Source organism: Roseibium sp., assembly GCF_965276855.1.
Lineage (GTDB): Bacteria > Pseudomonadota > Alphaproteobacteria > Rhizobiales > Stappiaceae > Roseibium.
On sequence record NZ_OZ255700.1, the window covers coordinates 3,596,070 to 3,611,121 of the forward strand.

At 55.1% G+C, this 15,052-nt stretch carries 11 protein-coding genes; 7 read left to right on the plus strand and 4 right to left on the minus strand.

Annotation, left to right across the window (positions count from 1 at the left end):
• Positions 1 to 17: 17 nt before the first annotated feature.
• From ACQY4Z_RS16650 to ACQY4Z_RS16665, 4 genes are all read left to right on the plus strand, one after another.
• Positions 18 to 1,166, plus strand: coding sequence for an acetate/propionate family kinase (locus tag ACQY4Z_RS16650; RefSeq protein ID WP_428523074.1), 1,149 nt, complete (start codon positions 18 to 20; stop codon positions 1,164 to 1,166).
• 126 nt (positions 1,167 to 1,292) lie between these two features.
• Complete coding sequence (locus ACQY4Z_RS16655) at positions 1,293 to 1,841, plus strand: helix-turn-helix domain-containing protein (protein ID WP_133951896.1); 549 nt, start codon at positions 1,293 to 1,295, stop codon at positions 1,839 to 1,841.
• A gap of 69 nt (positions 1,842 to 1,910) precedes the next feature.
• Positions 1,911 to 4,358: a GcvT family protein gene (locus ACQY4Z_RS16660; protein WP_428523076.1), complete on the plus strand. Its 2,448-nt coding sequence runs from the start codon at positions 1,911 to 1,913 to the stop codon at positions 4,356 to 4,358.
• 53 nt (positions 4,359 to 4,411) lie between these two features.
• Entirely contained in the window at positions 4,412 to 6,853 is a 2,442-nt protein-coding gene (locus ACQY4Z_RS16665) for a GcvT family protein (protein WP_428523078.1), read from the plus strand.
• A gap of 101 nt (positions 6,854 to 6,954) precedes the next feature.
• Here the strand turns inward: ACQY4Z_RS16665 and ACQY4Z_RS16670 are convergent, their stop codons facing one another.
• Complete coding sequence (locus ACQY4Z_RS16670; protein WP_428523080.1) at positions 6,955 to 8,337, minus strand: aspartate aminotransferase family protein; 1,383 nt, start codon at positions 8,335 to 8,337, stop codon at positions 6,955 to 6,957.
• Between the two features lie 350 nt (positions 8,338 to 8,687).
• On the opposite strand from ACQY4Z_RS16670, the gene ACQY4Z_RS16675 reads away from it, so the two are divergent.
• The 3 genes from ACQY4Z_RS16675 to ACQY4Z_RS16685 all read left to right on the plus strand — a co-directional run bounded on the left by ACQY4Z_RS16675 (position 8,688) and on the right by ACQY4Z_RS16685 (position 11,827).
• The gene (locus tag ACQY4Z_RS16675) at positions 8,688 to 9,686 is read left to right on the plus strand and encodes an ABC transporter substrate-binding protein (RefSeq protein ID WP_209174582.1); all 999 of its coding nucleotides are present in this window, start codon (positions 8,688 to 8,690) and stop codon (positions 9,684 to 9,686) included.
• Positions 9,687 to 9,788: 102 nt separating this feature from the next.
• A complete protein-coding gene (locus tag ACQY4Z_RS16680; protein WP_209174917.1) occupies positions 9,789 to 10,565 on the plus strand; it encodes an ATP-binding cassette domain-containing protein in 777 nt (258 codons plus the stop codon).
• Positions 10,562 to 11,827, plus strand: a complete 1,266-nt coding sequence (locus ACQY4Z_RS16685; protein ID WP_428523083.1) for an ABC transporter permease — start codon at positions 10,562 to 10,564, stop codon at positions 11,825 to 11,827. Before ACQY4Z_RS16680 ends, ACQY4Z_RS16685 begins: the two co-directional genes overlap by 4 nt.
• A 21-nt stretch (positions 11,828 to 11,848) precedes the next feature.
• Here ACQY4Z_RS16685 and ACQY4Z_RS16690 read toward each other — a convergent pair whose 3' ends face one another.
• Genes ACQY4Z_RS16690 through ACQY4Z_RS16700 form a run of 3 tightly spaced genes read right to left on the minus strand, consistent with a single transcriptional unit; the run spans position 11,849 to position 14,737 of the window.
• Positions 11,849 to 12,964: a GNAT family N-acetyltransferase gene (locus tag ACQY4Z_RS16690; RefSeq protein WP_428523085.1), complete on the minus strand. Its 1,116-nt coding sequence runs from the start codon at positions 12,962 to 12,964 to the stop codon at positions 11,849 to 11,851.
• A gap of 11 nt (positions 12,965 to 12,975) precedes the next feature.
• Complete coding sequence (locus ACQY4Z_RS16695) at positions 12,976 to 14,157, minus strand: glycoside hydrolase family 5 protein (RefSeq protein ID WP_428523087.1); 1,182 nt, start codon at positions 14,155 to 14,157, stop codon at positions 12,976 to 12,978.
• Between the two features lie 4 nt (positions 14,158 to 14,161).
• Entirely contained in the window at positions 14,162 to 14,737 is a 576-nt protein-coding gene (locus ACQY4Z_RS16700; RefSeq protein WP_428523089.1) for a WecB/TagA/CpsF family glycosyltransferase, read from the minus strand.
• Between the last annotated feature and the right edge of the window lie 315 nt (positions 14,738 to 15,052).

The window sequence follows — 15,052 nt, forward strand, 5'->3', positions numbered from 1 at the left end:
TGGAAGGGAATTGATTGATGGGCGGTATCCTTGTTCTGAACTCCGGATCCTCGTCCATCAAGTTCGCTCTCTTCGATGAAAGCCTGGATGAAACGCTCTCGGGAAGCGCCACTGAAATCGGTGGCGTTTCGCGTTTGAAAGTCTCATCCAAGACATCGAAATCTGAAGAGACAACGGCAGTCCTGCCGGATCATAACGCTGCGCTCAGCGCGATCTTGGATGTCATCCGGTCCGCTGGAGTTGACATTGCGGACCTCACCGGTGCTGGTCACCGCGTTGTCCATGGCGGTCCGGTGCTTCAATCGGCTATCCGTGTAGATGGGCAAGTCATTGCCGAGATCGAGCGTTGCAATGATCTGGCCCCCTTACACAATCCGCATAATCTGGCTGCCATCCTAGCCCTCAAAGATTTGGCGCCGGACCTGGTGCAAGTAGCCTGTTTCGATACGGCATTTCATGCGTCAAACCCGGATGTGGCCCGCCGATATGCCTTGCCCGATCGGCCGGAGCTGGAAACACTAAGGCGTTACGGTTTTCACGGCATTTCCTATCAGGGGCTTGTCAGGACACTGGCTAAAGACGTGCATGTCGATGCGCCGAACCGACTGCTGGCCTTTCACCTTGGCAACGGTGCAAGCCTGTGTGCGATCAAGTCCGGACAATCCGTGGCAACGACGATGGGGTATTCGCCTCTGGAAGGTCTCACCATGGGCACCCGGACCGGGAGTGTTGATGGCAATCTGGTCTTGCGGTTGGCCGAAGAAAACGGAATTGAAGACACTAAAGAGCTCTTGAACAAAAAGAGCGGTCTCTTAGGTCTTGGGGGATCGTCCGACATGCGCGCCCTGCATGCGGCAGAGACAGACGCGTCTCGTTTTGCGGTCGAGCATTTCTGCTATTGGGCTGTTCGCCATGCCGGATCGATGATTGCGGCAATGGGCGGATTGGATGGAATTGCGTTCACCGGTGGCATTGGTGAAAACGATGCTGTTGTGCGCCAGAAGATCATTTCTGGATTGGGATTTCTTGGTGCGACCTGCGATCCGCAGTCCAATCAGAGCAACAGGTCCCGCATTGATGTGTCTGGCTCAGCCGTTCCGATCTGGATCGTAAAGGCCGAAGAAGAGAAAACGATCGCAGCCGAGACGCAAAAACTCATCGCATAGCGAATGTTTGTTCTCTCAAACTCATTGACATGTCGCAATTCGACAACAGATGTCGTGAAAAAAACTTTCCTTTTTTCATTTTCTGTGTGAAATTTTCAGAAATTATTTCACGCTGGCGAGGCGGTCATGGCCAATTTGGGTGCGGATTTACGCGCACTTCGCAAGACAAAAGGGTTGACGTTAGCAGAACTTGCCGAACGGCTCGGTAAGTCGGTCGGCTGGCTCAGTCAGATCGAACGCGGCATTTCGAAACTGTCGAGCGAAGATATTGATCGCATGGCCGGCGTGTTTGACGTGCCGCCGTCGCTTTTGGGCGCAAGACAGGGACCAAACCCCAAGGAAGATGGCAAAATCGTTCGCGCATCCGATCGCCGGATGATCGGTGAGCGGGTTCCCGGACTTGTTGAGCAATTGCTGTCCCCGGACCTGACCGACAGTTTTGAAGTTATCCATTCCACATTTCTTCCAGGGTCTGAACGCAACGACGAAATCATGCGGCCAACTCAGGAACTCGCGTTTCTGGTGTCTGGCAAGCTGAAAATCTGGCTCGAGGGCGAACCATTTCTCATTCGAAAGGGCGATTCCTTCCGCATTCGCGGCAACAAGTACCGCTGGGCAAACCCTTATTCTGAACCGGCGATCGCCGTCTGGATCATCTCACCGCCCGTTTATTGACCCTTGAATCTAACCCTTTGAAGCCAGGCCCTAATCGAGCCTCTACCCCTAATCAAACCGGAGCCAACAATGTCGGACCTTCCCACTACAGCTCGTGTCGTGATCATCGGTGGAGGCGCGGTCGGCGCCTCGGTTCTCTATCATCTCGGGCTAGCCGGTTGGACCGATTGTGTCCTTCTGGAGAAGAATGAGCTCACCGCTGGCAGCACATGGCACGCTGCTGGGAACATCCCGACGTTTTCGTCCTCCTGGGCGGTCATGAACATGCAGCGCTATTCCACCGAGCTTTACCGGCGCTTGGGTGATGAGGTGGACTATCCGATCAATTATCACGTGACCGGATCTGTCCGGCTGGCGCATTCAAAAAACCGCATGATGGAGTTTGAGCGGGCGAACTCCATGGCCCGCCGGCAAGGCATCGAAACTAACATGATGTCGGTCGCGGATCTGAAGGACGCCTATCCCTTCATGGAGACGCACGATCTTGAGGGTGGCTTCTGGGACCCGACTGATGGCGACATGGATCCTGCACAGCTTACACAGGCGTTCGCAAAGGGCGCGCGCTCCATGGGCCAGAAGGTGGTGCGGTTTACACCTGCGACAGGTGTCCGGCGCGAAAACGGTGAGTGGATCGTTGAAACTGAAAAGGGGGAGATCCGCTGCGAATATGTTGTCAATGCAGCAGGGTATTACGCTCAGCGTGTCGGGGAGTGGTTCAAACCCTATGGCGGGCGTACTGTACCGATGATGGTGATGAGCCACCAGTATTTGTTGACCGAACAGATGGACGAGCTTGCAGCCTGGAGCAAGGAGCACGGCAGGAAACTGCCGCTGCTCCGGGATGTGGATTCGTCCTACTACCTGCGTCAGGAAAATACCGGACTGAACCTTGGGCCCTATGAAAGGAACTGCAAGGCGCATTGGGTTACGCCGGATGATCCGATGCCGGATGACTTCAGCTTCCAGCTTTATCCCGACGATCTTGATCGGCTGGAGTGGTATATCGAAGACGCCATGGCCCGTGTTCCGCTGCTCGGCATGTCGGGAATCTCAAAGGTCATCAACGGCCCAATCCCCTATGCACCGGATGGCATCCCGCTAATTGGCCCGATGCCGGGTGTGAAAAATGCCTTTGAAGCCTGTGTCTTCACGTTCGGAATTGCTCAGGCCGGTGGCGCTGGCAAGATCCTGACCGAGTGGATCACCGAAGGCGAAACCGAATGGGATTGCTGGGGCCTCGATCCACGCCGTTTCACCGACTATACCGACCACGATTATTGCGTTGCCAAGGGCATGGAGGTCTACGGCCATGAATACGCAATGCATTACCCTCATTATGAGTGGCCGGAAGGGCGAGACAAGAAGCTGTCCCCGGTGCATGAAAAACTAAAAGCTTCCGGTGCCCAATTTGGCGTTTACAACGGTTGGGAACGTGCCAACTGGTTTGCAAAAGACGGCGACGACACATCGATTGAAGCGACAGAAAGCTGGATGCGCAAAGGCCCTTGGTTCGAGCGTGTGCGCGAAGAAGCATTGGCCGTTCGCGATGGTGTTGGCGTTTTGGATCTTCCGGGATTTTCGAGGTTCAAACTGTCAGGTGCGGGTGCTGCCGATTGGTTGCGTGGCCGTATCTCTGGCGGACTGCCGAAAGTTGGAAGGATGACGCTTGCTTATTTTCCAACGTCCAAGGGCCGGGTGCACACGGAGATGTCGATCATCCGGAAGGGCGAGGACGACTTTGTTCTGATCACCGCAGCATCCGCTCAGTGGCACGATTTTGAAATTCTGGCTGCACATTTGCCAGACAGTCTTGAGCTGTCCGACATCACTTCGGAGCTTTCGACCCTGATCGTAACCGGGCCGAAATCCCTGGACCTTTTCGAGAAAATCGGAACAACAGCCGACCTGGACTTGCCTTGGCTCAGCGTTCAAACGACTGAGGTTGCAGGGACACACTGCGAGCTTTACCGGGTGAGTTTTGCCGGGGAGCTGGGCTGGGAAATTCACGCACCAATGGCCAGTATCCCAACGCTTTACAATGCGGTTGTCAGCGCGGGTGCAAAGCCCTTTGGGATGTATGCCCTCAACAGCTTGCGGATTGAAAAAGGTTACCGAGCCTGGAAAGGCGATTTGAGCACGGATTATACCCTGCTGGAATCCGGCCTCGATCGGTTCGTGAAGCTGGATAAGGCGGAAGACTTTCCGGGCAAAGTCGCGCTCTTGAACGAAAAACAGCAAGGTCCAAAACAGCGCTTTGTCACTATCCTTGTCGACAGCGAGGAAATCGACCCGCCCTACATGTCGAACATCTGGATGAACGGCAGCATCGTCGGCGAAACCACGTCTTCGGCTTTCGGATTCCGTGTGGATGCCTGCGTGGCATTGGGCATGGTCCGGGCGGATCTGGCCCAAGCGGGCACGGATCTTGAAGTCGAAGTCTATGGACAAAGATTTCCCGTCACGGTGCAGCCGGATGGCCCACTCTGGGATCCGCAGAATCTCAGGCTAAAAGCGTGAATTTCACTCTTTCAAAGCGTTAGTTTTTTCAATCCAGATTTGGACGATAAGTCATGGCCATTCCTTCAAAAGCCCGCGTTGTCATTATTGGTGGCGGGGTCATCGGGTGTTCAGTTGCCTACCACCTGGCCAAGCAAGGCTGGAGCGATATCCTGCTTCTGGAACGCAAGCAGCTCACCAGCGGTACGACCTGGCACGCAGCCGGCCTGATTGCGCAGCTTCGGGCAACCCAGAATATGACCCGTCTCGCCAAATACAGCCAGGAGCTCTACGGCTCTCTCGAAGATGAGACGGGGCTGTCGACCGGCTTCAAAAGGTGTGGATCGATTACCATGGCGCTCACCGCGGAACGCCGGGAGGAAATCCTCCGTCAGGCCTCCATGGCACGGGCGTTTGGGGTAGAGGTTGAAGAGATTTCACTGGGCGACGTCCAGAAGCGCTATCCGCATGTCAACACAAGTGGCGCGACCGCAGCAGTTTACCTGCCGCTCGATGGTCAGGGCGACCCGGCAAACATCGCATTGGCCTTGGCGAAGGGCGCGCGCCAAAAAGGCGCAAGGATCCTGGAGCGGGTCAAAGTGACCGGAATAGAGGTCAAAGACCGGAGAGCCACCGGCGTCAGTTGGGAGCAAGACGGTGAAGCCGGATTTGTCGAAGCCGAGATGGTGGTCAATTGCGGCGGCATGTGGGGGCATGAGGTTGGCCGGATGGCAGGGGTCAACGTTCCGCTGCATGCTTGTGAGCACTTCTACATCGTGACCGAGCAGATCGACGGCCTTGGGCAACTGCCGGTCCTTCGGGTTCCGGACGAGTGTGCCTACTACAAGGAAGACGCCGGCAAGATGCTGCTCGGTGCATTTGAGCCGAATGCCAAGCCCTGGGGTATGACCGGTATCCCGGATCAATTCGAATTCGATCAGTTGCCGGAAGACTTTGATCATTTCGAACCGATCCTTGCAGCCGCGGTCGAACGCATGCCTATGCTGGCAGAGGCGGGGATCCATACCTTCTTCAATGGGCCTGAGAGTTTTACGCCGGACGATGCCTACCATCTGGGTCTTGCCCCGGAACTGGAAAATTTCTGGGTCGCGGCAGGCTTTAATTCCATCGGGATCCAGTCCGCAGGTGGCGCTGGTATGGCGTTGGCCGCCTGGATGGAAAGCGGCGAGAAACCATTTGATCTCGGGGATGTCGATATCTCCCGGATGCAACCGTTTCAGGGCAACAGGACCTATCTGTATGAACGATCGAAGGAAACACTTGGGCTATTGTACGCCGATCATTTCCCTTACCGGCAAAAGGCGACCGCGCGGGGGATCCGGCGCACTCCGCTCCATGGGCATTTGTTGGAGCACGGTGCGGTGATGGGCGAACTGGCCGGATGGGAACGTGCGAATTGGTTTGCAGACAAAGGACAGGATCGCGCGTATCAGTATTCCTGGAAACGCCAGAACTGGTTTGAGAACAGCGCCCGCGAACACATGGCGATCCGGGAAAGCGCCGGACTATACGACATGAGTTCCTTCGGAAAGATCCGCATCGAAGGTCCGGATGCCGAGCGTTTCCTCAATCACGTTTGCGGTGCCGACATGAGCGTACCGGCTGGCCGAATCGTGTACACACAGATGCTCAATGCCGCTGGCGGTATCGAGGCCGATGTCACAGTAACGCGGTTGAGCGAAACCGCATATCTGATGGTCACGCCGGCTGCCACCCGATTGGCGGACCAGACGTGGCTCCGGCGTCATATGGGGGATCACCAGGTGGTGCTGACCGATGTGACATCCGGTGAAGCGGTTTTGGCTTTGATGGGACCGAAGTCACGGGAGCTGCTTGGCCGGATTTCTCCAAACGACTTTACAAACGAAACCAATCCGTTCGGGACAGCCCAGGATATTGAAATCGGCATGGCACTCGCCCGCGCCCACCGGGTGAGCTATGTCGGTGAACTTGGTTGGGAGATCTATGTGCCCACCGAATTTGCTGCGCATGTCTTCGAAACACTTTGGGAGGCCGGCCGGGATGAGAGGCTGAAACTGTGCGGCCTTCATGCCATGGACAGCTGCCGGATAGAGAAGGCCTTCCGGCACTTTGGCCATGACATCACCTGCGAAGATCATGTCATTGATGCCGGTCTTGGCTTTGCTGCCAAAACCTCCAAGCCTGGTTTCATTGGACGGGAGGCCGTTTTAGAGCGCAAGGAAACTGGTCCAAAAAGCCGATTGGTACAGTTCCAGCTACAGGATCCGGAGCCGATGCTCTACCACGCCGAACCGATCCTTCGTGAAGGCGAGGTCTGCGGGTACCTGTCATCCGGTGCTTATGGACACGCACTCGGCGCCGCAATTGGTCTTGGTTACGTGCCATGTGATGGGGAAAGCGCTGCCGATGTTCTAGGCTCGGCCTATGAGATCGAGATTGCGGGCACTCGCGTGCCAGCAACCGCGAGCCTCAAGCCGCTCTATGACCCGACCAGCAGCCGCATGAAGGTCTAAATGAAGATCCATTCATCCACGAAAAACCCTGGACAGAAGCCGGGGTTTTTGCCCTTTAACCAGCTGGGATAACCCGCGCTGGATTGGCCGGGTTCCGTTCCTTAACTGAACACCGCTGTAAGTGCCTCATCAATCGAGCTTGTGAGGTGGTCGATGTCATCGGCAGTCGCGATTAATGCCGGTGCGAGACACAAGGTGTTGTTGAAGCCAGGAAGCGCCCGATTGGTCATGCCGATGATAACACCCTGAGCCATACAGTGCCCTGCGACCGCCTGAACCTTAGCTTCATCGGCCGGTTCCTTCGTCTCACGATCGGACACAAGTTCGACGCCTGCAAACAATCCTCGGCCACGCACGTCGCCAACTACGGCGTGTTTCTCCTTCAGGCCTTCCAGGTTTTCCATCAGGCGTGCGCCCATCGACAGCGTGTTTTCCAGAAGGCCTTCGTCTTCGATGATGCGCATGTTTTCAAGCGCTGCAGCGGGACCTGCGGCACAGCCAGCGTAAGTGGATATGTCCCGGAAATAACTCAGAGGGTCGCCGGACGCATCCTTGAACATGTCAAAGACTTCTTCTGTGGTCACGGTGCAGGAGATTGCGGCATATCCGGAGGCCACGCCCTTTGCCATTGTAACGAAGTCAGGTTTGATGCCGAACTGTTGGTATCCGAACCAGGTTCCAAGGCGTCCGACACCGCAGACGACTTCATCGAGATGGATCAGGATTTGGTGCCGCTTGCAGATCTCCTGAACGCGCTCCCAATAACCCTCCGGCGGTACGATGACACCGCCGCCCGCTGTCATGGTTTCAAGGCAGATCGCGCCGATCGTGTCCGGTCCTTCGCGGAGGATGACTTCTTCGATGGCGTCAGCAGCGCGCTCACCATAAGCTTCCGCGCTGTCATATTGGTTCCGGTATTCTAGGCAGTGTGGAACTGCGACAAATCCAGGCGTGAACGGCCCGTAGTGAGCCGAACGCTCGCCCTGACCACCAGCGGACAGGGCCGTAATTGTGGTGCCGTGGTAGTCGCGGTCACGATAGAGGATTTTCGATTTTTTGCCGCCATGGTGCTGCTTGGAAATCTGGCGGACCATCTTGAAGACTTTCTCGTTCGCCTCCGAGCCCGAGTTCGAATAAAACACTCGGCTCATGCCCGGCATCTTGGAGATTAGCCTTTCAGCAAAAAGGGCCCCTGGAACAGATCCAAGCGTATTTGCGAAGAAGTTCATCTTCACAAGCTGGTCGCGGACGGCGTCAGCAATCGTCTCCCGACCGTAACCGACGTTTACGGTCCAGACACCGCCGGAGACCCCGTCTAGGTGCTCTTTGCCAGCGGCATCCCAAACGCGCAGTCCCTTGCCTTCAACGATGATGCGCGGGTCTACGGTCTCGAACGTCTTGTGCTGAATGAGATGATGCCAAACATGCGCCTTGTCGGCGGCAATGACGTCGGAATTGTCGTTTTTTGCAAGAACAGCATCCATGGCCACATCCCCAGAGTTGATTGGAAAACCTGCCGGTATCCGGCTGAAAACGTGCGCTTGTGGTTCGCCGCCGAAACAGTGAGGGCAACCCATCGCAATGCACAATCATGCGCCACTGTGCACAGCCACCAATCACGCAATAGGGCCAGTGATTTGCCAGCTATAGGTCCAGACGGATTCCGTTGCTTGTCAGCTGAAATCGCAGCTCATACGCTTTTTCCGGAAACAAAAGGCAGCGGCAGAACTGTCTGAAACCCAGTGGAATGAGACGGTCACCAAATGCCAGCGCGCTTGTGAGCAATACCTGTTGTTAGCGCTTGGCAGACCCACAAACATAACGGAGTGGAACCATGGCGTTGAAATCGAAACTTGGTGGTGCAGTTGGGCTTCTGGCCCTGATGGGGGCGTTCCAGCCTGCAGCAGCAGAGGAACTGACAGTTGCATATTTTCTAGAATGGCCGATGCCATTCCAGTACGCCAAGGCAAAGGGGCTCTATGACGAAGCGCTGGGCATGAAGGTGAACTGGGTTTCCTTCGACACAGGCACCGCGATGTCGGCAGCGATGGCTTCCGGAGATGTTCAGATCGCAGTCAGCCAGGGTGTGCCGCCTTTCGTCGTCGCGACGTCCGCTGGTCAGGACCTGCAAATCGTCGATGTGGCTGTGAGCTATTCAGAGAACGACAACTGCGTCGTTGCTGAAAAGCTTGAAATCGATAAGGACAGCGCCAGCGAGCTCGCGGGCAAAAAGGTCGGTGTTCCGATCGGTACGGCAGCTCACTATGGCTTCTTGAAGCAGATGGAGCATTTCGGCGTCGATATCGGCACAATGGATATTGTCGACATGGCACCGCCTGATGGCGCTGCGGCTTTTGCCCAGGGTAGCCTCGACATGGTCTGTGGGTGGGGCGGTGCGCTTCGCCGCATGAAAGAGCATGGCAATGTCCTGCTTACAGGTGCGGAGAAGGAAGAGCTCGGCATTCTGGTCTTTGATGTGACATCTGCGCCTGCAGACTTTATCGCAGAGGAAAGTGACACCCTCGCCAAGTTCCTCAAAGTGACGGCCGATGCCAATGCAATGTGGAACTCTGGCGACAACACCGCTGAAATGCTTCCTGTGATCGCAAAAGACGCAGGTATGTCCGAAGATGACACCTCGAGCACCATGGCAACCTTTGTGTTTCCGAGCGTTGAAGATCAGCTTAGCGCCAAGTGGCTCGGCGGCGGATCGCAGGAATTCATGAAGGGCGTTGCGGAAGTGTTCGTGAATGCCGGCAGCATCCCGTCTGCTCGGGATTCCTATGACGGCGCGGTCGACACGTCTGCGCTCGGTGCAGCCGCCAACATGTAAACTGCGGTTTCGCGAAAACGGTGCAGCGGGCGGGAAGCCCGCTGCCCATCCAGGCTGGGCAACCGGGAGAGTGAAGTGCCGCTTTTATTAGACAATATTTCCATGCGCTTTGACCTGCCAAATGGCAGTTCGATCCAGGCGCTTAAAGATGTTTCCCTCACTCTGAACGACGGTGAATTGCTCTCCGTGCTTGGTCCTTCCGGGTGCGGTAAGACAACGCTTTTGAATATCATCGCTGGTTTTCTGGCACCAACAGACGGTCAGGTTGTTCTGAATGGCGAGACGGTAACAGGGCCGGCGCCTGAACGCGGCATGGTCTTTCAAAAAGGCGCTTTGTTTGAATGGATGAACGTGCGCCATAATGTCGATTTCGGCCCCCGAATGAAGGGAATGGCGAAGAAGGAAAGAGATGAGATTACAGATCATCTCCTGGAAATCGTCGGTCTGCAGGATTTCAAGGAAAAAGCGGTTTATGAACTCTCTGGCGGGATGCAGCAGCGGGTTGCGCTCGCAAGGTGTCTGGCCAACGAACCCGATGTCATTTTGATGGATGAGCCACTTGGAGCACTGGACGCGTTGACACGCGAGAAGATGCAGGGGCTCGTTCTGAAGCTTTGGAAGGAAACCGGCAAAACCGTGATCCTGATTACTCACTCTGTTGAGGAGGCCCTTTTGCTGGGTGAACGCCTGCTGGTGATGGCGCCAAGGCCCGGACGGATACACAAGGAGTATCAGCTTCCCTTCGCAGACAGTGCCGTGAATGCGGATCTTCGTGAGGTGAAGCGGGAAAAGGGCTTTTCTGAAACACGCGATGAAATCCTCAACATGATTTGGGAAATGGAAGAGGAAATCATGGGCCGTGCGGAGGCTGCCCAATGACCATTCTCATTGCTTATATCGCGATTTTTGCGGCCGCCTTTTTCATCGTTCATTTTTTCACGCTCAGGATTGTTCACCGGAACGATTTTACAAGCTTGAAGACCGTGACTTTTGGGGACGAGAGTGCCGTTAAGGCAAACCGGATCGCCTCCGTTATCTCAGTCCTTGCGGTCTTCTTTATCTGGGGTGCCTTCACAGGCTCCAAATTGACCCCAATCCATGTGCCTGGACCATATATGGGCACCACGGAGTTTACCTACACCGCTGAAAATGCGGCCGGAGAGACCGACAGCGCGACTGTGACCGTGGTGGTGCACAAGCTCGGGGAAGATGTGGAGCTGCCTGAACCAGCCCCGAGCAGTGGGTTCGCGCAGAACGATGTCGATAGTGTTGCCGCGTGGCGGAGTGGTCTGATCAGGGTCAACCGCAACGATGAGGGTCGTGAGGGCGAAGGCTTCAAGATCACCGCCATCGATGGTCAGCCAATTGCTGTTGGGTCACCGGTTTCTGTGGCAAATGGTTCGGTCGCGCTGACAGCAAAGGGATCGCTGAACTTCACACCGGACAAGGGCATGCAGATGGAGCCCATATGGCTTCCATCACCAGAGGCTGTCTGGCACCGGTATGTTGAGATCTTCGGGGATGGCTATCAGGGCATTACCTTGCTTGACCACTTGGGCTGGTCCCTGTTGCGCGTGTGTGCTGGTTTCCTTCTCGGAAGCCTGATCGGGATCCCGCTTGGGTATGCCATGGGACTGTCGGGCTGGTTCCGGGGATGGTTCGATCCGATCGTTGAATTCATGCGGCCCGTGCCGCCCCTGGCCCTGATCCCGCTGGTGATTATCTGGTTCGGGATCGGCGAGTCCGGCAAGATCATCCTCCTGTTCCTTGCTGCTCTTTGGATCATGACCATTGCCGCGCGTGCCGGGGTTTCAGGTGTCAACATATCCAAGGTTCATGCTGCTTACTCCCTCGGAGCGTCCAAATCGCAGATCCTGTGGCACGTGATCGTGCCGAATTCATTGCCCGAGATTTTCACCGGAGCACGGGTTGCGATGGGCGTTTGTTGGGGGACGGTGGTTGCTGCTGAACTGGTGGCTGCTGAAAAGGGCGCCGGCAAGATGATCGTCGCAGCCAGCAAGTTTCAGCTGACCGATATTGTGATCATGGGGATCATATTGATCGGTGTGATTGGGTTTGCCATTGATGTCTTGATGCGCCGCGCTGAAAACTGGCTCGTTCCGTGGAAAGGCCGCAGCTGATGCTGCGGTCAAACCAGGACATCAGCTGAATTTTGGCATCAGTTTCTTCAAAGACTTGCGGAACGGTCCGCGGGACTGATAGGCGGTGAGTGCCAATTGGCCAATCGGGCCTGCTGTGACTGTGACATTTGTAAGGGGGATTTTCTCTGCCCCAAAGGAGAGCTTGTAGGGCTCGTCACCGATTGTGAAATCGAAAATCGTGGTCCCCAAATCGGCTTCATGCCGGATCTTTTCATTAAGGCCGAGCAGCCCAAGCGAGTAACGCTTCATGTCCTCATCATCGACAAAAGCTGCCAGCAAAAACAGGAAACGGCCCTTGTGACGGACGCCGAAATCGATCGACATGATCCGATTTTCGAGTTTGCCGACAAAGGTTGAAGTCATGCCGGTTTGAGCGCCCTTGACCGCAAGGTTCCGGTAGAAAGCGAAATACTCCGGTCTTGAAAACAAGTCTGTTTCGTAGCGGCCAGCGCGAAGATCCCGCATGATCTCGAATGCGTTCTCGATGTCAACCTGATTGGAGAGTTCGCTGTATTCAAGCGGGCCGTGGTCTTTCTGGAACCCACTCAGTTTTCGCCTCAATCCTTTGCGCATGTTTTTGGAGACATGCGTCTTCAGCCAATGTTCGTGCGTCTGTTCGATTTCGACTTCATAGGAGCTGCTGATGTTCGGGGTTTTTCTTGCTTTGGAAAACAACTTCGACGCGTCAAAGGTGGACGGTGGCTGCTTGCGGAAGAGCAGAATATGATACGGCTTCATTGCCGTGAGGATTTTGCTCGCGAGCCCAGAAACAGCACAGACGTCTTCCAGGCTTTTTGGCGATCCGATGACCGCATTGTAATCGGCCACTCCAAGATCAGCCGGTTGAATGATCTGAATTCCAAAATACGTTTCTCGCACTAGTGGCAGAATTACCTCTGGTTGCTCTTGGCCCTCGCGATAGATCTTGATGATTATCGGTTCTGCGCCGGAACCAGGGACAAGGGTTTTGTAGAATTCATGAAGCCAAAGCGGACTTTGAAAGGCCGTTGCCGCCGCGCTATCGAATAGAGCTGAATACTCATTGGATAAAAAATCGTATTCCTTACAGACTTCGATCCGGTAGCCGGAATGAACACTGATGTTCTGATGATCCATGACAGCGTTTCCTAGTCGGCTCTTCGAGAAGCCGGACGGTGGAGCAGGGCATTTATCGCGTCCTCGTCCAATGTTTGCGTACGCGGGTCGACAATGCCGAACCCATCCGAATAATCCCAGTGCGTCCAGCCGATACAACGGGCTTCGGCTTCCGTTGTAACCGCCTGCAGCCAATAGAGGCGATCGTTTCGCGGGGCATCGTAAGAAAGTACCCCAAACTCATTTATGACAACAGGAAGCCCATACTTCTGCGACCAGTTTTCAATTGTCGAAAAGGCGTTCTGGACGTCTTTTTCCGTCCATGGTTCTTCGAAAACCCGGTGAATTTCCTCAGCGGCGTGGTCATGCCCTTCCGCCTGGAGCTGGGAGACCAGCGATCTGATCCGAGCATCGTTTTCTTTGGTTGGAAAAGGCACGCCAATGGCAAGGCGTGCCGTATCGTCCGGCGGGTGCCATTCGGCGCCCTGATGGGTAAAAATGAATGGATCGTAGAAGTGAATTGCGTAAATGGTGTTCGCGTCGGTCAGTGGCGGAAAGTTGACCAGACTTTCGTGGCGCATGGGGCCGTGTGGGCCAACAACGAACGTATGATTTGGAAGCCAGTCCCGTAGTTGTCTGGAGAGCCGCCGGGTGTGGTCCTCCCAAATTTCTTGCGATGTATCCGGTTCATTTAGAAACTCAACGGCGACCTTTGCGGGATTGGTGCTTTCCAGAACTGATGAAAGATAACGCCAACTGTCTTCGAGACGTCGGTATCCTTCGTCAGGTGCCGTTCGATAGAGGTGGTTGAACGTCCCGTCCGGGTGTAAATCGATCGTCACCGTAAACCCGATGGCGAGCAGGTTTTGCACCATAGCTTGGAGTTCGTCGGAGTACTTGGAAAGATCCTCGGATGCCCAGCCGCCCGTATTGAACGCTTCATGAAAAACAGGGAGGCGGATATGCGTGAAGCCTTTTTCATAAAGTCGCTGGAGGGTATTCAAATCAGGACGATAAACAATGGCTTCAGCATCCCAATTGGGCAGGTTCACACCGCGCGCCATCGTTTCGAGAAGCGCAGGATTTTCAAATGCCGGAAAGGCCTGAGCGGAAAAACAATTATCGGCATTTTGCGGACTGGCGTGTGCACCTCCGACGGCAGCCATTGCCAGGCATGCGGGCAGCACGAACCGTGCGAGAATACGTACCCACATATGGTTAATCTCTCAGCATGATAAAGAATGCCTTGTGATTGGTTTGAAGATAGCGGGGCCCGAGGCGGCTTGGCTCCTGCAGCGTTCTGTAGAGCCACTCCAGACCAAGGTTTTGCAACCATTCCGGCGCGCGGGGGTTCTTGAGTGACAGAAAATCGAAGAGTCCGCCCGAGGTCTTTATGACACCGACATTCGTTAATTTCTTTAGGTTCCGAGATACGAACTGCTGCTCTCGGGGAACTCCCATTCCGATCCATAAAATATCTGGTGCGAGGTCGTTGATCTCTGAGACAATTGCATCTTCTTCGTTCGCGCCAAAATAGCCGTTTCGCCGGCCAACGACATGTAGATCGGGATAGAATTTCTGGGTGTTGCTGACTGCCGCCGCGTTGGATTTTTCATCGGCGCCGAGCAAATAAAACGAAGCGCCGACATCTTGAGCCACGAGTGCAACGTCGTGATAAAGGTCGGTCGTTGCAACACGTTCGATGTTCTGAAATCCATGTTTTATCCGCGCGATCCAAACCATCGGCATCCCATCGGCAAGGATCTGATCTGCTTGGAGGAATTCCTGGCGCACGGCATCGTCCTCGTTGCACATGACGATGACTTGTCCATTTGCAGACGTGGAATAATAGGGCTCTTCGGCTGAACCCCGCTTGGCGAGCGCTTGCGCGATCAGCGTCTCGGCCGCGGTTTTTCGATCCGTCCATGTGATTGGAAGCCCTCCAAGAACCTCAACGACATGATAGGATTGGGCAAGCTGTGCGAGCTGCCGGGCGTCCCACTGACCATGTTTTATTTGGTCACTCTGAGTATGTCGTGGACGCTGCGGACTCATTATTTATTCGCCAGGCTCAGGAATTTTCGCAGTGTACAAGATAACGTGAGTGAA